Below are 14,316 nucleotides of genomic sequence, written 5' to 3'. Positions count from 1 at the left end.
TGACTCGTGACTTCCCGCGCCCCGCTCTCCCGCAAGCTGTCCGCCATCGCCGAGTCCGCGACCCTCAAGGTCGATGCCAAGGCCAAGGCCCTCCAGGCCGCCGGTCGACCGGTCATCTCGTATGCGGCGGGCGAGCCGGATTTCGCCACGCCGTCGTTCATCGTGGATGCCGCCGCCCAGGCGCTGCAGGACAAGAAGAACTACCGGTACACGCCCGCCGCGGGCCTTCCCGTGCTGCGCGAGGCGATCGCGGCCAAGACGCTGCGCGACTCGGGCCTCGAGGTGGCCCCCTCGCAGGTGATCGTGACCAACGGCGGCAAGCAGTCCGTCTACCAGGCGTTCCAGACGGTGGTGAACCCCGGCGACGAGGTGCTGCTGCCGGCGCCCTACTGGACCACCTACCCCGAGGCCATCGCCCTCGCCGACGGCACCCCGGTCGAGGTCTTCGCCGGTGCCGACCAGGACTACAAGGTCACCGTCGCACAACTCGAGGCCGCCCGCACCGACAAGACCACGGTGCTCGTGTTCGTGTCGCCCTCGAACCCCACCGGCTCGGTGTACACGCCCGAGGAGACGGCCGAGATCGGCCGCTGGGCGCTCGAGCACGGCATCTGGGTCATCACCGACGAGATCTACCAGAACCTCACCTACGAGGGCGTCCGCGCGGTCTCGATCGTCGAGGCCGTCCCCGAGCTCGCCGAGCAGACGATCCTCGTCAACGGCGTCGCGAAGACCTACGCCATGACCGGGTGGCGCGTGGGCTGGATGGTGGGACCGGCGGATGCCATGAAGCTCGCCGGCAACCTTCAGTCGCACCTGTCGAGCAACGTCAACAACGTCGCGCAGATCGCCGCGGCGGCGGCCCTGAACGGCCCGCAGGACGAGGCCGAGCAGTTCCGTCTCGCCTTCGACCGGCGCCGTCAGCTGATCGTGTCGGAGCTGTCGAAGATCGACGGCGTCGAGGTGCCCAACCCGCTCGGCGCGTTCTACGCCTACCCCGACGTGCGCGGCCTGCTGAACCGCGAGTGGGGCGGCGTGACGCCGCGCACCTCGCTGGAGCTGGCCGACCTCATCCTCGAGCAGGCCGAGGTGGCCGTGGTCCCTGGCGAGGCCTTCGGCCCGAGCGGTTACCTGCGCCTGTCGTACGCCCTCGGCGACGACCAGCTCCTCGAGGGCGTCCAGCGCCTACAGCGCCTCTTCTCCTGACCCCGCCCTTCTCGCGCGTGAGTCGCCAGATTTTGTCGCTTCGGCACCGGTTGAAGCGACATATCTTGGCGACTCACGCGCGGGGCGACGGGGGGTTGTGGAGAGAAAAGCGGGAGCCGGTGGGGGAACGAGCATGATCGGCGGATGCCGAGAAACCGCCGTCTCACCGGACCCGCTGCCGCGTTCACCGTCGCCGAAGGCGCGCATCACGGCCTGACCCCCAGCACGCTGCGCGCGGCTGCGTGGGCCACTCCGCACGCCGGCATCCGCGTCGCGGAGTCCTCGACGCAGACGGATCAGCTCGCGGCGCTGCTGCGTGCGTTGCCCGATCACGCGTTCTTCTGCGGCCCGACGTCCGCCGCCCTGCAGGGGCTCCCCCTGCCGTACGCCCTGTCGGAGACGGCGCTGGAGCAACCGTTCGTCGGGGTCCCCGCGGGCCAGAACCGGATCCGCCGCCCTCGCACCACCGGTCGGGCTCTCTCGGTGCTGCCCGACGACATCGTCGAGGTCGGCGGCATCCGGTGCACGTCGCCGCTTCGGACGTGGGCGGAGCTCGCGGAGATGCTCGGGGTCGGCCAGCTGACGGCCGTCTCCGATCACCTGATCTCGCACCGACAGCCGATCGCCACACGCGAGGAGCTCGAGAAGATGCACCGACGTTTCCTGGGCGGTCGAGGGTCGAAGAGACGCCGGCTCGCGGTGGATCTGGCCGATGAGCGCGCCGAATCGCCGCGTGAATCCGAGCTGCGCGTTCTTCTGATCCAGTCCGGATTACCCGCGCCGCAGTGCAACGTCGAGATCTTCGACGGTGCGCGGTTCGTGGCGCGCGTCGACCTGTTGTATCCCGACGAACGCCTGATCCTCGAGTACGACGGGGACTACCACCGGGACCCGCGACAGTGGAGCAGAGATCAGTCGCGTCGAGCCCAACTCGAGTCGCTCGGCTACCGGGTGACGACCGTCACGGCACGCGACTTCGATGATCCTCCGGCTCTGCTCGCGCGCATTCGCCGTCTACTGGCCGTCACCCCCGCGTGAGTCGCCAAGATTTGTCGCCTGAACAGGTCGTGAAGCGACAAATCTTGGCGACTCGCGCGAAAGAGACGGGGGGCGCTACAGCTCGACGTTCACCAGGACGGGCTCGGGCTGCAGGAGCAGGCCGAACTCGGAGTGCACGCGCTGCTGCACGAAACGGGCCAGCTGCGCGATCTCGGCCGCCGTGGCCTCGCCGCGGTTGGTCAGCGCGAGGGTGTGCTTGGTGGAGAGGCCGGCGCGCGAGCGCGGGAAGCGGAAACCGCGCGAGAGCCCGGCGTTCTCGATAAGCCACGCGGCGCTCACCTTCACCTCGCGCCGCTCGATCGGAGGCGGGGGCAGGATGCCGTCGAACGCGGCCAGGGGGATCACCGTCACCGGGTCGAGATCCGGCGCCAGCGGCCACTTCGGGCACTCGGCGGGCAGCGTCCGGGCGAACGACTCCGACACGATCGCGTTCTGGAAGAACGAGCCGGCACTCCAGGTGTCGGGATCCTCCGGATCGAGCACCATGCCCTTGCGCGCGCGGGTCGCCAGCACGTGATCGCGGATCCAGCGCAGCGACACCGCGTCGGCGGCATCCAGGCCCAAGGCACCGCGCAGTTGCGCGCCCGCGATGGGACGCTCCCCCGCACCGACGCGGGCGAGTTCGAGCGTCACCGACAGGATGACCGCGGACCGCTCCGGGACGGAGCCGTAGTGCTGCTTGAGCACCGAGGTGCGAAAGCCCAGGCCCAGTTCGGATGCCGGAACGGTCGACACGTCTCCCGTCGCCTCGTCGATCAACTCGACCTCGACGAGGGTCTGCACGATCTCCTGACCGTAGGCGCCGACGTTCTGCACGGGGGCGGCGCCCACGGTGCCGGGGATGCCGGACATCGCCTCGATCCCGGCGAGACCGCGCTCGACGGTCTCGGCCACGAGGGCGTCCCAGTCGTGGCCCGCCTGCACGCGCAGACGCACGGTGTCGGGACGGGTTCCGGGCAGCTCCTCGATCCCGCTCGAGCGTACGCGGATCACCGTGCCCTCGAACGGTTCGTCGCCGACGAAGAGGTTCGAGCCGCCGCCGAGGACGAACCACGGCTCCCCCGTCGCCCAGGTCTCGCGCAGGGCGGCGACGAGCTCGTCGGCGGATGCCGCCTCGACCAGGCGCGCGGGTACGCCACCGGTGCGCAGCGTCGTCAGCTGCGAGAGCGGGACGGCGTCGACCTCGGGCATCAGGACGGCCGCACCCGCACCTGCGCCTTGCCGAGCACGGTGGTGCCGCCGAACGTCATGGTGAGGTCGATGCGGGCGGTGTCGTCGTCGACGGCGCCGACCTTGGCGCTGACGTGCAGATCGGCACCGGTCTCGGGGTCGACCACGACGGGGCGCGTGAAGCGCACACCGTACTCGGCGATGCGGCCGGAGTCGCCCAGCGCCTCGGCCAGGGTGCCGACGGCGATGCCCATCGTGAGCATGCCGTGCGCGAGGACCCCGGGGAGACCCACGGCGGCGGCGACGTCGTCGCGGTAGTGGATGGGGTTGAAGTCGCCCGACGCGCCCGCGTAGCGCACGAGCGACTCGCGGGTCAGGTGCACGGAGCGCTCGGCGATCACGTCGCCCACGGTGAACGCGCTCATGCGCCGCCCTCCCCGGCCAGCAGGACGCTGGTGGTCGTCACGACGTGGGCGCCGTCGGCATCCACGATCTCGGCCTCGCTGGTGATCATCGCGTTGCCGCCCATCGAGCGGATGCCGGTGACCGACAGCGTCGCGACGAGCTCGTCGCCGGCAACGATCGGGCGCGAGTAGCGGAAGCGCTGCTCCGCGTGCACGAGCCGCGAGAGCTCGATCCCCGAGTCGGGGTCGCCCAGGAGCTGCTGGAGCGTGAGGTCCTGCACGACCATCGCGAAGGTCGGCGGCGCGACGACGTCGGCGTAGCCGAGCGCGCGAGCGGCCTCGGGGTCGGAATGCTGCGGGGCGTCGGCGAACACGGCGCGGGCGAACTCGCGCACCTTCTCGCGGCCGACCAGGTACGGCGCGGTCGGCGGGAAGGCACGACCGACCAGTTCGGGGTTCACGGGCACCGCCTCAGTGTACCGAGGGCGGGTCGCCCGTCGTCCGGCGTCAGCGCTGGTGGCGTCCGCGGACGGCCTTGACCGCGATCTGCGTGGCGATGAACACGAGGAACACCGAGAACAGGACGTTGGCGACGAACGGGTCGATGGCCTTGGCGATCTGCGCACCGAGCGCCGTCGTCGCGCACGCCGCGATCCCGACGCACACCGCCGCGGTCAGATCGACGTTGCGCCGGCGGATGTTGCCGACCGTTCCCGACACGGCCGTGGGAATCATCATGAGCAGCGAGGTCCCCTTGGCCACCAGATCGCTCGTTCCGAAGACCAGCAGCAGCGCGGGCACGACGATGATGCCGCCACCCACGCCCAGCAGACCCGCCAGGATGCCGGTGACGACACCGAGCGCGGCGAGCCCGGGACCCGTGATCCAGGTCAGCTCGAGCTCGGCGTCGCGGGAGGGGATGACGAAGTAGAGGCTGACGATCACGGCGAGGAGGAACGTCACGAACGCCCACCGCAGCGCCGTCTGCGACAGCTTCGGCAGGAGCCACGTGCCGATCTGCGCACCCACCACCGCTCCGGACGCCAGGATCAGAGCGGGCAGCCACGCGACATGGCCGTCAACGGCGTACGTGATGACTCCCACGGACGCGGTGGGCACGATCGCCGCGAGCGAGGTGCCGGCGGCCAGGCGCTGATCGAAGCCGAGGATCAGCACGAGCAGCGGGACGATGACGGTGCCGCCGCCCACGCCGAAGAGCCCCGACAGCAGGCCCGCGAGCAATCCCACCCCGATGCAGACCAGATACAGGCGGGTGGTGCGAAGCGGGCGGGTGTCGCTGGTCACGTCGATGATTCCTCGGGGAGGGCGGGGCACGGGAGATGTCCCGCGCCCTCCAGTGTCGCACCGCACTGTCGCCGTCCCGGGCGAGCGGGCGGGAGGGGGCGGAACGAAAGCGGCCCCCGGTGGTCCGAAGCCGCGTCCACCGGGGGCCGTCGCCCTCACAGGTCAAGCAGGACGGTGACCCGAACACCGGACTGCGACCACTCGCGTGAGGGTGCGACAGAAATGACGATAAGCGCCGCACGCGTAGAGAACAGACCGGTTGACGAAGGTCCTTAAAACTGCTAATTATTTAGGTCGCTGAAGACATGGAACCGCTCCCGGGAATGTCCGACAGGATGCCGCGGTTGACGAGCCCATGACAACCGTAGGAATCATCGGCGCAGGACACATCGGCTCGGCTCTCGCGAAGGGCTTCGCACAACACGGCTACGACGTCGTGATCGCGAACTCCCGAGGCCCCGAAACCCTGTCCGACCTGGTCTCCTCCGTCGGCGAGCGCGCCCGCGCCGCCACCGCGGAGGAAGCGGCCCGGGCCGGCGACATCGTGGTGGTGACCGTGCCGCTCAAGGCGTACACCGAGGTCCCGGTCGCCCCGCTCGCGGGAAAGATCGTCCTCGACACGAACAACTACTACTTCGAGCGCGACGGGCACATCGCCGAGCTCGACGAGAAGAAGACCACCACCTCGCAGATGCTGCAGGAGCACCTTCCCGAGTCGCACGTCGTCAAGGCGTTCAACCACATCATGGCCGCCGACATCCTCACCGACGGCTCCCCCGCCGGCACAGAGAACCGTCGCGCCCTCGCCACCTCGAGCGACTCCGACGAGGCCGTGGCCCTCGTGACCCGCATCTACGACGAGTTCGGCTTCGACGCGGTCAACATCGGGCCCCTGAGCGAGAGCTGGCGGGTCGAGCGCGACCAGCCCGCCTACGTCGTGCGCCAGAACGCCGAGGAGCTCGAGCAGAACCTCACCCGCGCCGAGCGCTGACCCCGCCCCTCCCTCGCGTGAGGTGCCAGTTTTTGTCGCTTCGAGGCCCTCGCAAGCGACAGAAACTGGCACCTCACGCGAAACACTGAACCCGGCGCCCGCACTCGCGGGACGCCGGGTTCGTGCGTTCGTCAGAGCGACGCGAGCGCTTGGTCGACGTCGGCGACGAGGTCGTCGACAGACTCGATGCCCACCGACAGGCGCACGATCGTCTCGGGCACCGCGAGCTCGGTCCCGCGGACGGAGGCGTGGGTCATGGCATCCGGGTAGTTCACGAGCGACTCGACACCGCCCAGCGACTCCGCGAGCGTGAACAGACGCGTCGACTCCGCGAAGCGCCGCGCCGCGGCCCCGTCGGCCAGTTCCAGCGACACGATGCCCCCGAAGCCGCTCATCTGCGACGCGGCGAGCGCGTGGCCGGGGTGCGTGGGCAGGCCCGGGTAGTACACCTTCGCGACGCGACCGTGTCCGGCCAGGTGCTCGGCGACGGCCTGGGCGTTGGAGCTGTGTCGCTGCATGCGCACGGCCAGCGTCTTGATGCCGCGGGTGGTCAGGTAGGCGTCGAACGGGCCCGACACCGCGCCGGCGGCGAACTGCAGGAACTGCACCTTCTCGGCGAGGTCGGCGTCGGCGAAGGCGAGCGCCCCGCCCACGACGTCGCTGTGCCCGCCGAGGTACTTCGTCGCGGAGTGCACCACGACATCGGCGCCGAGCGGGATCGGACGCTGCAGCGCCGGCGAGGCGAAGGTGTTGTCGACGACGACGATCGCGCCGGCGGCGTGCCCGAGACGAGCGAGCCCGGCGATGTCGGTGATGCGCAGCATCGGGTTGCTGGGGGTCTCCACCCACACCATCCGCGGCGCGCGCTCCTCGATCGCGGCGGAGACGGCATCCAGGTCGCTCATGTCGACCACGCGCAGCTTCACGCCCCACGGGCCCAGCACGCGGGCAAGCAGGCGGTAGGTGCCGCCGTAGACGTCGTTGCCGAGCAGCACCTCGTCGCCCGGGACGAGCGCCGCTCGCAGCAGCGCGTCCTCGCCGGCGAGACCCGACGAGAACGACAGCGCCCGCACGGCCCCCTCGAGAGCGGCGACCTGCGTCTCCAGAGCGGTGCGCGTGGGGTTCCCGCTGCGCCCGTACTCGTAGCCGTTGCGGAGACCGCCGATCCCGTCCTGCGCGTAGGTCGTCGACACGTGGATCGGCGGGATGACCGCACCGGTGGTCTCGTCGGGCGCCTGCCCGGCGTGGACGGCGAGGCTGTCGAAGCCGCGGGCGGCGTCGTGGGTGCTCATGCGGAGTGCTCCTGGCTGCTCGGGGGGATGACGGATGCCACGGGTGCAACGTCGTAGCCCCGCTGGATCATCCAGTCGTCGTCGAAGATCTTGCTGAGATAGCCGCGCCCGTGGTCGGGGAGGACGACGACGACGACCGCGTCGGCGGGGAGATCGCGGGCGACGCGGAGGGCGCCGACCACGGCCATGCCGCTGGATCCGCCGACCAGCAGGCCCTCCTCGCGGGCGAGGCGCCGGGTCATGGCGAAGGACTCGGCATCCGAGATGCGCTCGTAGCCGTCGACGATCGCGGGATCGAAGGCCGGGGGCCAGAAGTCCTCGCCGACGCCCTCGACGTCGTACCCGTGGATGTCGCCGCCCGAGTAGATCGAGCCGACGGGGTCGACGCCGATGATGCGCACGGCCGATCCGGCGACCTCGCGAAGGTAGCGCCCGGTACCGCTGATCGTGCCGCCCGTGCCGACGCCGGCGACGAAGTGCGTGAGCTCCCCGTCGGTATCGCGCCAGATCTCGGGGCCCGTGGTCTCGTAGTGGCTGCGCGGGCCGTTCGGGTTGGCGTACTGGTTCGGCTTGAAGGCGCCGGGGATCTCGCGCACGAGACGGTCGGACACGCTGTAGTACGAGTCCGGGTCCTCGGGCTCGACGTTCGTCGGCGTCACCACGACCTCGGCGCCGTAGGCGCGCAGCACCGCGCGCTTGTCTTCGGCGACCTTGTCGGGCACCACGAAGACGCACCGGTAGCCGCGCTGCTGCGCGACGAGGGCGAGACCGACGCCGGTGTTGCCGCTGGTCGGTTCGACGATCACCCCGCCCGGTTTCAGCAGACCGTCGCGCTCGGCGGCGTCGACGATGTTGGCCGCGATGCGGTCCTTCGCAGAACCGCCGGGGTTGAAGTATTCGATCTTCGCGAGGACCGTGGCGGCGATGCCGTCGGTGACGCGGGAGAGGCGGACGAGGGGGGTGTTGCCGACGAGGTCGGCGACGCTCTGGGCGTAACGCACGATGGAGTCCTGGAGGTTGGTGCGCCCGATCCGGGCACGGCTGACGGGGTCGTCGAAAAAGAACGCGGGGCGTTCAGCGACAACAGCGACAGGTCAGCACGCCGTCAGCATACCCGACGCACCTTCCTCAGGACACGGCGCCGAGGAACTCCTCGAAACTCTGCGCGGGGCGGCCGGTGACCCGTTCGACATCGGTCGACACCACGGCGAGGTCACCGCTGGCGATCGAGGTGTACGTGCTCACCCATGCATCGACCTGCCAGCGCGGAGCGCCGAAGGCCGCACGCGAGACGTAGGCCTCGTCGACCGTCTCATCCACGAACCGCACGGGGTGACCGCGCACCGCCGAGATCTTCTCGGCCACCTCCGCCATCGTCAACGCCTCGGGACCGGTGAGGTCGTACGCGGCGTCGGCGTGCGCCGAGGGTTCGAGCAGCACCGCCACCGCGGTCGCTGCGACGTCGGAGCGCGACACCAGGGAGCAACGTCCTTCGCCGGCCGGACCGCGGATGACGCCGTCGTCGCCGGCGAACAGCTCCATCATGTCCATGTAGAAGTTGTCGCGCAGGAACGTCCAGCGCATTCCCGACGCGCGGATGATCTCCTCGGTGGCCGCGTGATCGCGGCCGAGCGTGAACACCGCGTCGGGTGCCGCCGCCAGGAACGAGGTGTACACGATCGAGCGCACGCCGGCCTGGGCGGCCGCCTCGACGAAGGTGCGGTGGTGCTCCACCCGGTCGGCGGTCTCGGAGGCCGAGACCATGAAGAGCGTGTCGACACCCTCGAGCGCCGTGCGGGCGGCATCCGCGTCGGAGTACCGCGCGACGTGCACCTCGGCGCCGTCGAGTCGCGGAGCACGGGAGGCATCGCGCACCAAGAGGCGCTGCGGGATGCCGCGGGCGGCGAGATCGCGAGCGACGCGGCCGCCGACTGCTCCGGTGGATCCGGTGACGGCGATGACGGGCGACGTGGGCATACGGCCTCCGGTGGGCGGGTTCTCGACCCCTCCAGAGTATGCCGCCTCGACGTGTCGCGGCCGAGAACTCCTCAGGAAGCGGGAGCGATCAACCGCGCCACGCGCACCCGCACGGATGCCGGTACGTCGTCGTCGCCCGCGCCGCGGGCGGCCTCGGCCACCGCGCCGGCCACCTCGGCGGCGTCGTCGAGGTCGGACACACCGATGCACACCGTGATGGCCCGGGCGCCCGCGACGTCCTCGACGGCGGCGAGCGAACCCTCCACGTCGGCGACGCGTTCGAAGGCGCGCGCCACGACCGGACGCGCCGAGTAGCTCTCGCGCACGCCCTCCACCGCCGTCACGGCGAGATCGATGCGCGGGGCCAGTTCTGCGGCGGTGTTGCGGGTCATGAGTCCTCCCCCTCGTCCAGGTGCACGTCGCCCACGGTGATGTCGACGCGACCCACCCGGAGCTCGCCGTGTCTCTCGATGGCGGAGCGCACGCCCTCGCGCATCTCGTCGACCGCGGAGGTCATCCGGCGGCCGAACCGCACGCTCACCGTCGCGCGGACGTCGAGCGCCCCGTCGTCGGGGCGGTCGATGCGCACGCGCCCCACCAGCAGACCCTCGATGCCGTCGCCGACCGAGCGGATCAGCTCGTACAGAGCGCCCTCGGTCACGACGAGCTCGGTCCCGTCGTCTGTGCGGGCGAGGGGGATATCGCGGCCCGCGCGGAACTCGCGCATCACCTCCCGCATCACGGTGTCGTACCACGACTCCGGGATCGGTTCGGCGGCCTGCTCCTCGACGATCTCCCGCGACAGTCGACCCATGCGTTCCATCGACGCCAGGACGGCCTGGCATTCGGCGTTGCGCTCGATCGCGGGGATGCGGGGGGTACGTCCGCGATCGAGGTAGGCGGAGAGGTCTTCCAGGGAGTAACCCGAGCCTCCGACGTCGTCGCTGTGCTCGCTCATTCCGGTCACCTCCACTCCTGCATCCGGTCCAACACGGTCTTGCGCGCCCGAGCGAGACGGCCGCGGACGGTCGCCGCGGATTCGCCCACCTCGACGGCGATCTCGTCGTAGCTGTGCCCGCCGACCTCGCGCAGCACCCACACCACGCGCAGCTCCTCGGGCAGCTCCGCGATCACCTTCTTCAGCGCGTCCATCTGGGAGGACGCGACGACGGCGCGTTCCGGGTCGTCACGCGCGGAGACCATCTCCTCGTCGATCTGATCCGACACCTTGCGGGACCGCAGACGATCGGTCGCCTTGCGCGAGACGATCGTCGTGAGCCAGCTTCGCACCTTCTCGGGGTCGGTGAGGTCGGGAAGGCGGCGCCACGCCGTGATGAGCGCTTCCTGCACGCAGTCGTCGGCGTCGGCCCGCGACCCGGTGAGGCGCGTCGCGAAAGCCACGAGGAACGGTGCATGACGTCGCACCAGCACTCCGAACGCCAATTGATCGCCGTCGGCCGCGCGCGCCGCGAGGAACGCATCGGTGGCGGAGGACAAAGAGGGCATTGAGGTTCCTGTCAGCGTTTTTTCAGGCTCGATGCGTGACGTTTCACGAACCGGGCTCGTCCACATAGCGAACACCCCGGAGCTGACCCGCCCCGGGCACTTGACGAAAGGACGCCCCTCATGGCACAGAACTCCTCCCTCTCGGCCGACGCCCGCGCGAACGGCGGCAAGACGGTCATCGTCGACCCCGTCGTCGCGAAGGTCGCCGGCATCGCCGCGGCCGAGGTGCCCGGTGTGCACGCGCTCGGCGGCGGTGCCGCTCGCGTCATCGGCAACATCCGCCAGGCCGTGGGTGCGAAGGACTACGCCCAGGGCGTGAGCGTCGAGGTCGGCGAGACCGAGGTCGCCGCCGACATCGCGATCCAGGTCGACTACCCCGAGCGCATCCAGCGCGTCGCGGAGAACGTGCGCTCGGCCGTCGAGAAGGCCATCACCGAGATCGTGGGCATGAAGGTCGTCGAGGTCAATGTGACCGTGGTCGACGTCTACATCCCCAGCGATGACGACGACGAGCAGGAGGAGGCCCGCGTCCACTGACGCGGCGTCCCGGCCCGCGAGCACCGGCTCGCGGGCCTTCGCCGTCGATGGCGCGGACGATGTCCGTCCCCCGCGCTATCGTCGGCGGCATCCCCTCCCCCGACCCCAGGAGCACCCGTGCGCATCGCCCTCACCGGCTCATCCGGCAAACTCGGCACCGTCGTGGCTCGCGAGCTGCGCGCCGCCGGTCACGACGTCATCGGCCTCGACGTGCGTGGAGAGCGCGGTCCGGGCTTCGTCCAGGTCGACCTCACCGACTACGGCCAGGTCGTCGACGCCCTCACCGCGGTCAACGACCAGCACGACGGTTTCGACGCCCTCGTCCATCTCGCGGCGATCCCGGCCCCGGGCATCCGCTCGGACATCGCCACGTTCCACAACAACATGGCGAGCACGTTCAACGTGTTCTGGGCGGCGACGCGGCTCGGCATCCAGAGAATCGTCTACGCCTCGAGCGAGACGGTCCTGGGTCTCCCCTTCGACGTGCCGCCCCCGTACATCCCCGTCGACGAGGAGTACGCGCCGCGTCCCGAGTCGGTCTACTCGCTCGTGAAGACGCTCGAGGAGCGTCTCGCGGTCGAGCTGGTGCGGTGGAACCCCGAGCTGTCGATCACCGCGCTGCGCTTCTCCAACGTCATGGTGCCCGAGGACTACGCAGAGTTCCCGTTCGACCACGACGCCCGCACCCGCAAGTGGAACCTCTGGGGCTACATCGACGCCCGCGACGGAGCCCAGGCCGTGGACCGCGCGCTCGAGACCGCTCCGGCCGGCTTCGACACGTTCATCATCGCCGCCGCCGACACGGTCATGACCCGACCGAACGCCGAGCTCGTGGCCGAGGTGTTCCCCGGCGTCGAGACGCGCGGCGACCTCGGCGACACGCGAACCCTGCTCTCCATCGACAAGGCGCGCCGACTGCTCGGTTACGAGCCGCAGCACTCCTGGCGCGACCACCGCTGACCCCGTGGCGGCGGGAGCGTGGCACACTCGGGGAATGGATGCCGACGAACCCCAGATCCCGCTGCCGACGGCGCGCGAGAAAGAGGTCAGCTTCCTCGCGCGCTCCGGTGCCGTGGTGACGCTGCGGCTCATCGACACCGGTCGCTACGAGGTCAAGCTCGACACCCGCGGCGACTACACCGCCGAGCTGCGATACGACGGCGACACCTTCGAGCTGCACCCGGCCCCGGGTGTGCACGCGCTCGGCGGCACCGGGCTGTCCGCGACGCAGCTGTACGAGGGGTTCTGAACGCCGACGGCTGACCCGCGGGCGACGCCTCCCGGCGTCGGCCGATCGCGGCGGGCAGGCCCTCCCCACGTCGACCGATCGCGGCGGGAAGGCCCTCCCCACGTCGACCGATCGCGGCGGGCGAGCCCTCCCGACGTCGACCGCAAGCCCCGCGGCTTCGCCACGGCGCCGCGGTTGACTGGAGCCCTCGACCCGCCGGGAGGACCACCGTGACCAAGGACGCCGACAGCTACGACATCGCCGTGATCGGCGCCGGCCCCGCCGGAACCGCCGCCGCCCTGCGCGCGGCGGAACTCGGCGCCTCCGTCGTCGTGCTCGAAGCGGGGCGCGTCGGCGGGACCTGCGTCAACACCGGGTGCGTGCCGACCCGCGTCCTCGCCAAAGCCGCTCGCCTGATGCGCGAGACCCGCGCGGCCGACGACTACGGCATCGTCGTCAACGAACCCCGAGTCGACTGGTCCGCGGTCGTCGCACGCGTACACGAGCGAGTGGATGCCGTCCGCTCGATCAAACGCGAGGCGGAGCGGTTCGCAGCCGCCGGCGTCGACCTCGTGCACGAGGGCCGGGCCCGCTTCGTCGACGATCACACCCTGGTGCTCGACAGCGGCCGGCGCATCCGCGCGGAGTCCATCCTGGTGTGCGTGGGCGGTCATTCGCGGCGTCTGCCGATCCCCGGCGCGGAATGGGCGACCGTTCCCGAGGATGTGCTGTCGCTGCCGGAGCTGCCGCGACGGGTGGCCGTGATCGGTGCGGGCAACACGGGGGCGCAGCTGGTGACGGTGTTCCGCTCCTTCGGCTCCGAGGTCACTCTCCTCGACGTGGCTCCGCGGGTGCTCATGGCATCCGATGCGAAGATCTCGGCGGCGATCGCCGATTCCTTCGCCGGCCACGACATCGATGTCCGCACCGGGATCGAGACCGTCGAACGCCTCGACCGTCAGGACGACGGCGCGATCCGCCTCACCTGGCGCGAAGGCGGCGCCGCGCACGAGCGCGAGGTCGACGTCGTCATCATGGCGACCGGTTGGCCGGCCGACGTCGAAGACCTCGGGCTCGACAAGGCCGGCGTCGAGGTGGTGCGCTCGGCCATCCCGGTCGACCGGTACTTCCGCACCGTCGTGCCGCACATCCTGGCCGTCGGCGACGCGAACGGGCGCGACATGCTCGTCCAGGCCGCCCAGTTCGAGGGTGAGGCCGCCGCCGAGAACGCCGTACTCGGAGCGAACCGCCGCACCCCACACCACCTCCTGCCCGCCGGCGGATTCACCGACCCCGACTACGCGGGAGTGGGCCTCACCGAGGAGCAGGCGCGCGAACGCGACGCGTCGTGCGTCGTGGCGACCGTGCGCTTCGCCGACCTCGACCGGGCCGTCATCGACGATCGCGAGAGCGGGTTCCTCATGCTCATCGCCGATCGCCGGCGCGAACTGGTGCTCGGGGCGCACGCGGTCGGCGAGAACGCCGTCGAGGTGATCCAGTCGGTGACGACGGCGATGGCCGCAGGCATCGACGTCTCCACCCTGGCGGGCGTGCGCTTCGCCTACCCGACCTACAGCGCGGTCATCGGCAACGCGGCGCGCGCGTTGCTGCACGCCGACGCCCCCGCGCTGCTGGAGTGAC

The 14,316-nt window shown here is 70.7% G+C and carries 17 protein-coding genes; 7 read left to right on the top strand and 10 right to left on the bottom strand.

Translation table 11 applies throughout. The features are described from left to right. Nucleotides 1-6: 6 nt before the first annotated feature. Nucleotides 7-1,206 carry a pyridoxal phosphate-dependent aminotransferase gene (locus tag Q9R20_RS09930; protein ID WP_311249188.1) on the top strand — a complete coding sequence of 400 codons (1,200 nt, stop codon included), beginning with the start codon at nucleotides 7-9 and terminating at the stop codon, nucleotides 1,204-1,206. A gap of 144 nt (nucleotides 1,207-1,350) precedes the next feature. Further along, the gene (locus tag Q9R20_RS09925) at nucleotides 1,351-2,244 is read left to right on the top strand and encodes a DUF559 domain-containing protein (RefSeq protein WP_311249187.1); all 894 of its coding nucleotides are present in this window, start codon (nucleotides 1,351-1,353) and stop codon (nucleotides 2,242-2,244) included. Nucleotides 2,245-2,319: 75 nt separating this feature from the next. Here the strand turns inward: Q9R20_RS09925 and Q9R20_RS09920 are convergent, their stop codons facing one another. The 4 genes from Q9R20_RS09920 to Q9R20_RS09905 are packed head-to-tail and all read right to left on the bottom strand — an operon-like array spanning nucleotide 2,320 to nucleotide 5,144. Continuing rightward, complete coding sequence (locus tag Q9R20_RS09920; protein ID WP_311249186.1) at nucleotides 2,320-3,456, bottom strand: UDP-N-acetylmuramate dehydrogenase; 1,137 nt, start codon at nucleotides 3,454-3,456, stop codon at nucleotides 2,320-2,322. After that, nucleotides 3,456-3,860: a MaoC/PaaZ C-terminal domain-containing protein gene (locus Q9R20_RS09915; RefSeq protein ID WP_311249185.1), complete on the bottom strand. Its 405-nt coding sequence runs from the start codon at nucleotides 3,858-3,860 to the stop codon at nucleotides 3,456-3,458. The genes Q9R20_RS09920 and Q9R20_RS09915 overlap by 1 nt, the downstream gene beginning before the upstream one ends. Then, entirely contained in the window at nucleotides 3,857-4,306 is a 450-nt protein-coding gene (locus tag Q9R20_RS09910; protein ID WP_295839781.1) for a MaoC family dehydratase N-terminal domain-containing protein, read from the bottom strand. Before Q9R20_RS09910 ends, Q9R20_RS09915 begins: the two co-directional genes overlap by 4 nt. 40 nt (nucleotides 4,307-4,346) lie before the next feature. Then, nucleotides 4,347-5,144 (bottom strand): sulfite exporter TauE/SafE family protein, encoded by a 798-nt coding sequence (locus tag Q9R20_RS09905; protein WP_396653678.1) that lies wholly within the window; start codon nucleotides 5,142-5,144, stop codon nucleotides 4,347-4,349. A 355-nt stretch (nucleotides 5,145-5,499) separates the two neighbouring features. Here Q9R20_RS09905 and Q9R20_RS09900 point away from each other — a divergent pair, with 355 nt between their 5' ends. Further along, on the top strand, nucleotides 5,500-6,135 hold the full coding sequence (locus Q9R20_RS09900) for an NADPH-dependent F420 reductase (RefSeq protein WP_311249184.1): 636 nt from the start codon (nucleotides 5,500-5,502) through the stop codon (nucleotides 6,133-6,135). 131 nt (nucleotides 6,136-6,266) lie between these two features. Here Q9R20_RS09900 and Q9R20_RS09895 read toward each other — a convergent pair whose 3' ends face one another. The 6 genes from Q9R20_RS09895 to Q9R20_RS09870 form a co-directional block, all read right to left on the bottom strand. Continuing rightward, nucleotides 6,267-7,427, bottom strand: a complete 1,161-nt coding sequence (locus Q9R20_RS09895) for a cystathionine gamma-synthase (RefSeq protein ID WP_311249183.1) — start codon at nucleotides 7,425-7,427, stop codon at nucleotides 6,267-6,269. Continuing rightward, a complete protein-coding gene (locus Q9R20_RS09890) occupies nucleotides 7,424-8,428 on the bottom strand; it encodes a pyridoxal-phosphate dependent enzyme (protein ID WP_311249182.1) in 1,005 nt (334 codons plus the stop codon). Before Q9R20_RS09890 ends, Q9R20_RS09895 begins: the two co-directional genes overlap by 4 nt. A gap of 127 nt (nucleotides 8,429-8,555) precedes the next feature. Further along, nucleotides 8,556-9,404 (bottom strand): SDR family oxidoreductase, encoded by an 849-nt coding sequence (locus tag Q9R20_RS09885; protein ID WP_311249181.1) that lies wholly within the window; start codon nucleotides 9,402-9,404, stop codon nucleotides 8,556-8,558. A gap of 71 nt (nucleotides 9,405-9,475) precedes the next feature. Then, complete coding sequence (locus Q9R20_RS09880; protein WP_311249180.1) at nucleotides 9,476-9,796, bottom strand: hypothetical protein; 321 nt, start codon at nucleotides 9,794-9,796, stop codon at nucleotides 9,476-9,478. After that, complete coding sequence (locus tag Q9R20_RS09875; RefSeq protein WP_311249179.1) at nucleotides 9,793-10,362, bottom strand: Asp23/Gls24 family envelope stress response protein; 570 nt, start codon at nucleotides 10,360-10,362, stop codon at nucleotides 9,793-9,795. The genes Q9R20_RS09880 and Q9R20_RS09875 overlap by 4 nt, the downstream gene beginning before the upstream one ends. A gap of 5 nt (nucleotides 10,363-10,367) precedes the next feature. Next, nucleotides 10,368-10,910 carry a sigma-70 family RNA polymerase sigma factor gene (locus tag Q9R20_RS09870; protein WP_311249178.1) on the bottom strand — a complete coding sequence of 181 codons (543 nt, stop codon included), beginning with the start codon at nucleotides 10,908-10,910 and terminating at the stop codon, nucleotides 10,368-10,370. Nucleotides 10,911-11,030: 120 nt separating this feature from the next. Between Q9R20_RS09870 and Q9R20_RS09865 the strand changes: the two genes are divergently transcribed. The 4 genes from Q9R20_RS09865 to Q9R20_RS09850 all read left to right on the top strand — a co-directional run bounded on the left by Q9R20_RS09865 (nucleotide 11,031) and on the right by Q9R20_RS09850 (nucleotide 14,315). Beyond that, nucleotides 11,031-11,447: an Asp23/Gls24 family envelope stress response protein gene (locus Q9R20_RS09865; RefSeq protein WP_295839789.1), complete on the top strand. Its 417-nt coding sequence runs from the start codon at nucleotides 11,031-11,033 to the stop codon at nucleotides 11,445-11,447. A 117-nt stretch (nucleotides 11,448-11,564) separates the two neighbouring features. After that, entirely contained in the window at nucleotides 11,565-12,407 is an 843-nt protein-coding gene (locus Q9R20_RS09860) for an NAD(P)-dependent oxidoreductase (protein WP_311249177.1), read from the top strand. A gap of 34 nt (nucleotides 12,408-12,441) precedes the next feature. Beyond that, complete coding sequence (locus Q9R20_RS09855; RefSeq protein ID WP_311249176.1) at nucleotides 12,442-12,696, top strand: hypothetical protein; 255 nt, start codon at nucleotides 12,442-12,444, stop codon at nucleotides 12,694-12,696. A gap of 209 nt (nucleotides 12,697-12,905) precedes the next feature. After that, nucleotides 12,906-14,315 (top strand): NAD(P)/FAD-dependent oxidoreductase, encoded by a 1,410-nt coding sequence (locus tag Q9R20_RS09850; RefSeq protein WP_311249175.1) that lies wholly within the window; start codon nucleotides 12,906-12,908, stop codon nucleotides 14,313-14,315. The last annotated feature ends 1 nt before the right edge of the window (nucleotide 14,316 follow it).

Origin of the sequence: Microbacterium sp. PRF11 (assembly GCF_031844085.1) — a bacterium.
Taxonomy (GTDB): domain Bacteria; phylum Actinomycetota; class Actinomycetes; order Actinomycetales; family Microbacteriaceae; genus Microbacterium.
This window is presented reverse-complemented; position numbering and strand designations above follow the sequence as displayed.

Coding starts and splice junctions, on each gene's coding strand:
- Q9R20_RS09925 (WP_311249187.1), top strand. CDS start 1,351: ATGCCGAGAAACCGCCGTCTCACCGGACCCGCTGCCGCGTTCACCGTC.
- Q9R20_RS09920 (WP_311249186.1), bottom strand. CDS start 3,456: ATGCCCGAGGTCGACGCCGTCCCGCTCTCGCAGCTGACGACGCTGCGC.
- Q9R20_RS09915 (WP_311249185.1), bottom strand. CDS start 3,860: ATGAGCGCGTTCACCGTGGGCGACGTGATCGCCGAGCGCTCCGTGCAC.
- Q9R20_RS09900 (WP_311249184.1), top strand. CDS start 5,500: ATGACAACCGTAGGAATCATCGGCGCAGGACACATCGGCTCGGCTCTC.
- Q9R20_RS09895 (WP_311249183.1), bottom strand. CDS start 7,427: ATGAGCACCCACGACGCCGCCCGCGGCTTCGACAGCCTCGCCGTCCAC.
- Q9R20_RS09885 (WP_311249181.1), bottom strand. CDS start 9,404: ATGCCCACGTCGCCCGTCATCGCCGTCACCGGATCCACCGGAGCAGTC.
- Q9R20_RS09880 (WP_311249180.1), bottom strand. CDS start 9,796: ATGACCCGCAACACCGCCGCAGAACTGGCCCCGCGCATCGATCTCGCC.
- Q9R20_RS09875 (WP_311249179.1), bottom strand. CDS start 10,362: ATGAGCGAGCACAGCGACGACGTCGGAGGCTCGGGTTACTCCCTGGAA.
- Q9R20_RS09870 (WP_311249178.1), bottom strand. CDS start 10,910: ATGCCCTCTTTGTCCTCCGCCACCGATGCGTTCCTCGCGGCGCGCGCG.
- Q9R20_RS09865 (WP_295839789.1), top strand. CDS start 11,031: ATGGCACAGAACTCCTCCCTCTCGGCCGACGCCCGCGCGAACGGCGGC.
- Q9R20_RS09855 (WP_311249176.1), top strand. CDS start 12,442: ATGGATGCCGACGAACCCCAGATCCCGCTGCCGACGGCGCGCGAGAAA.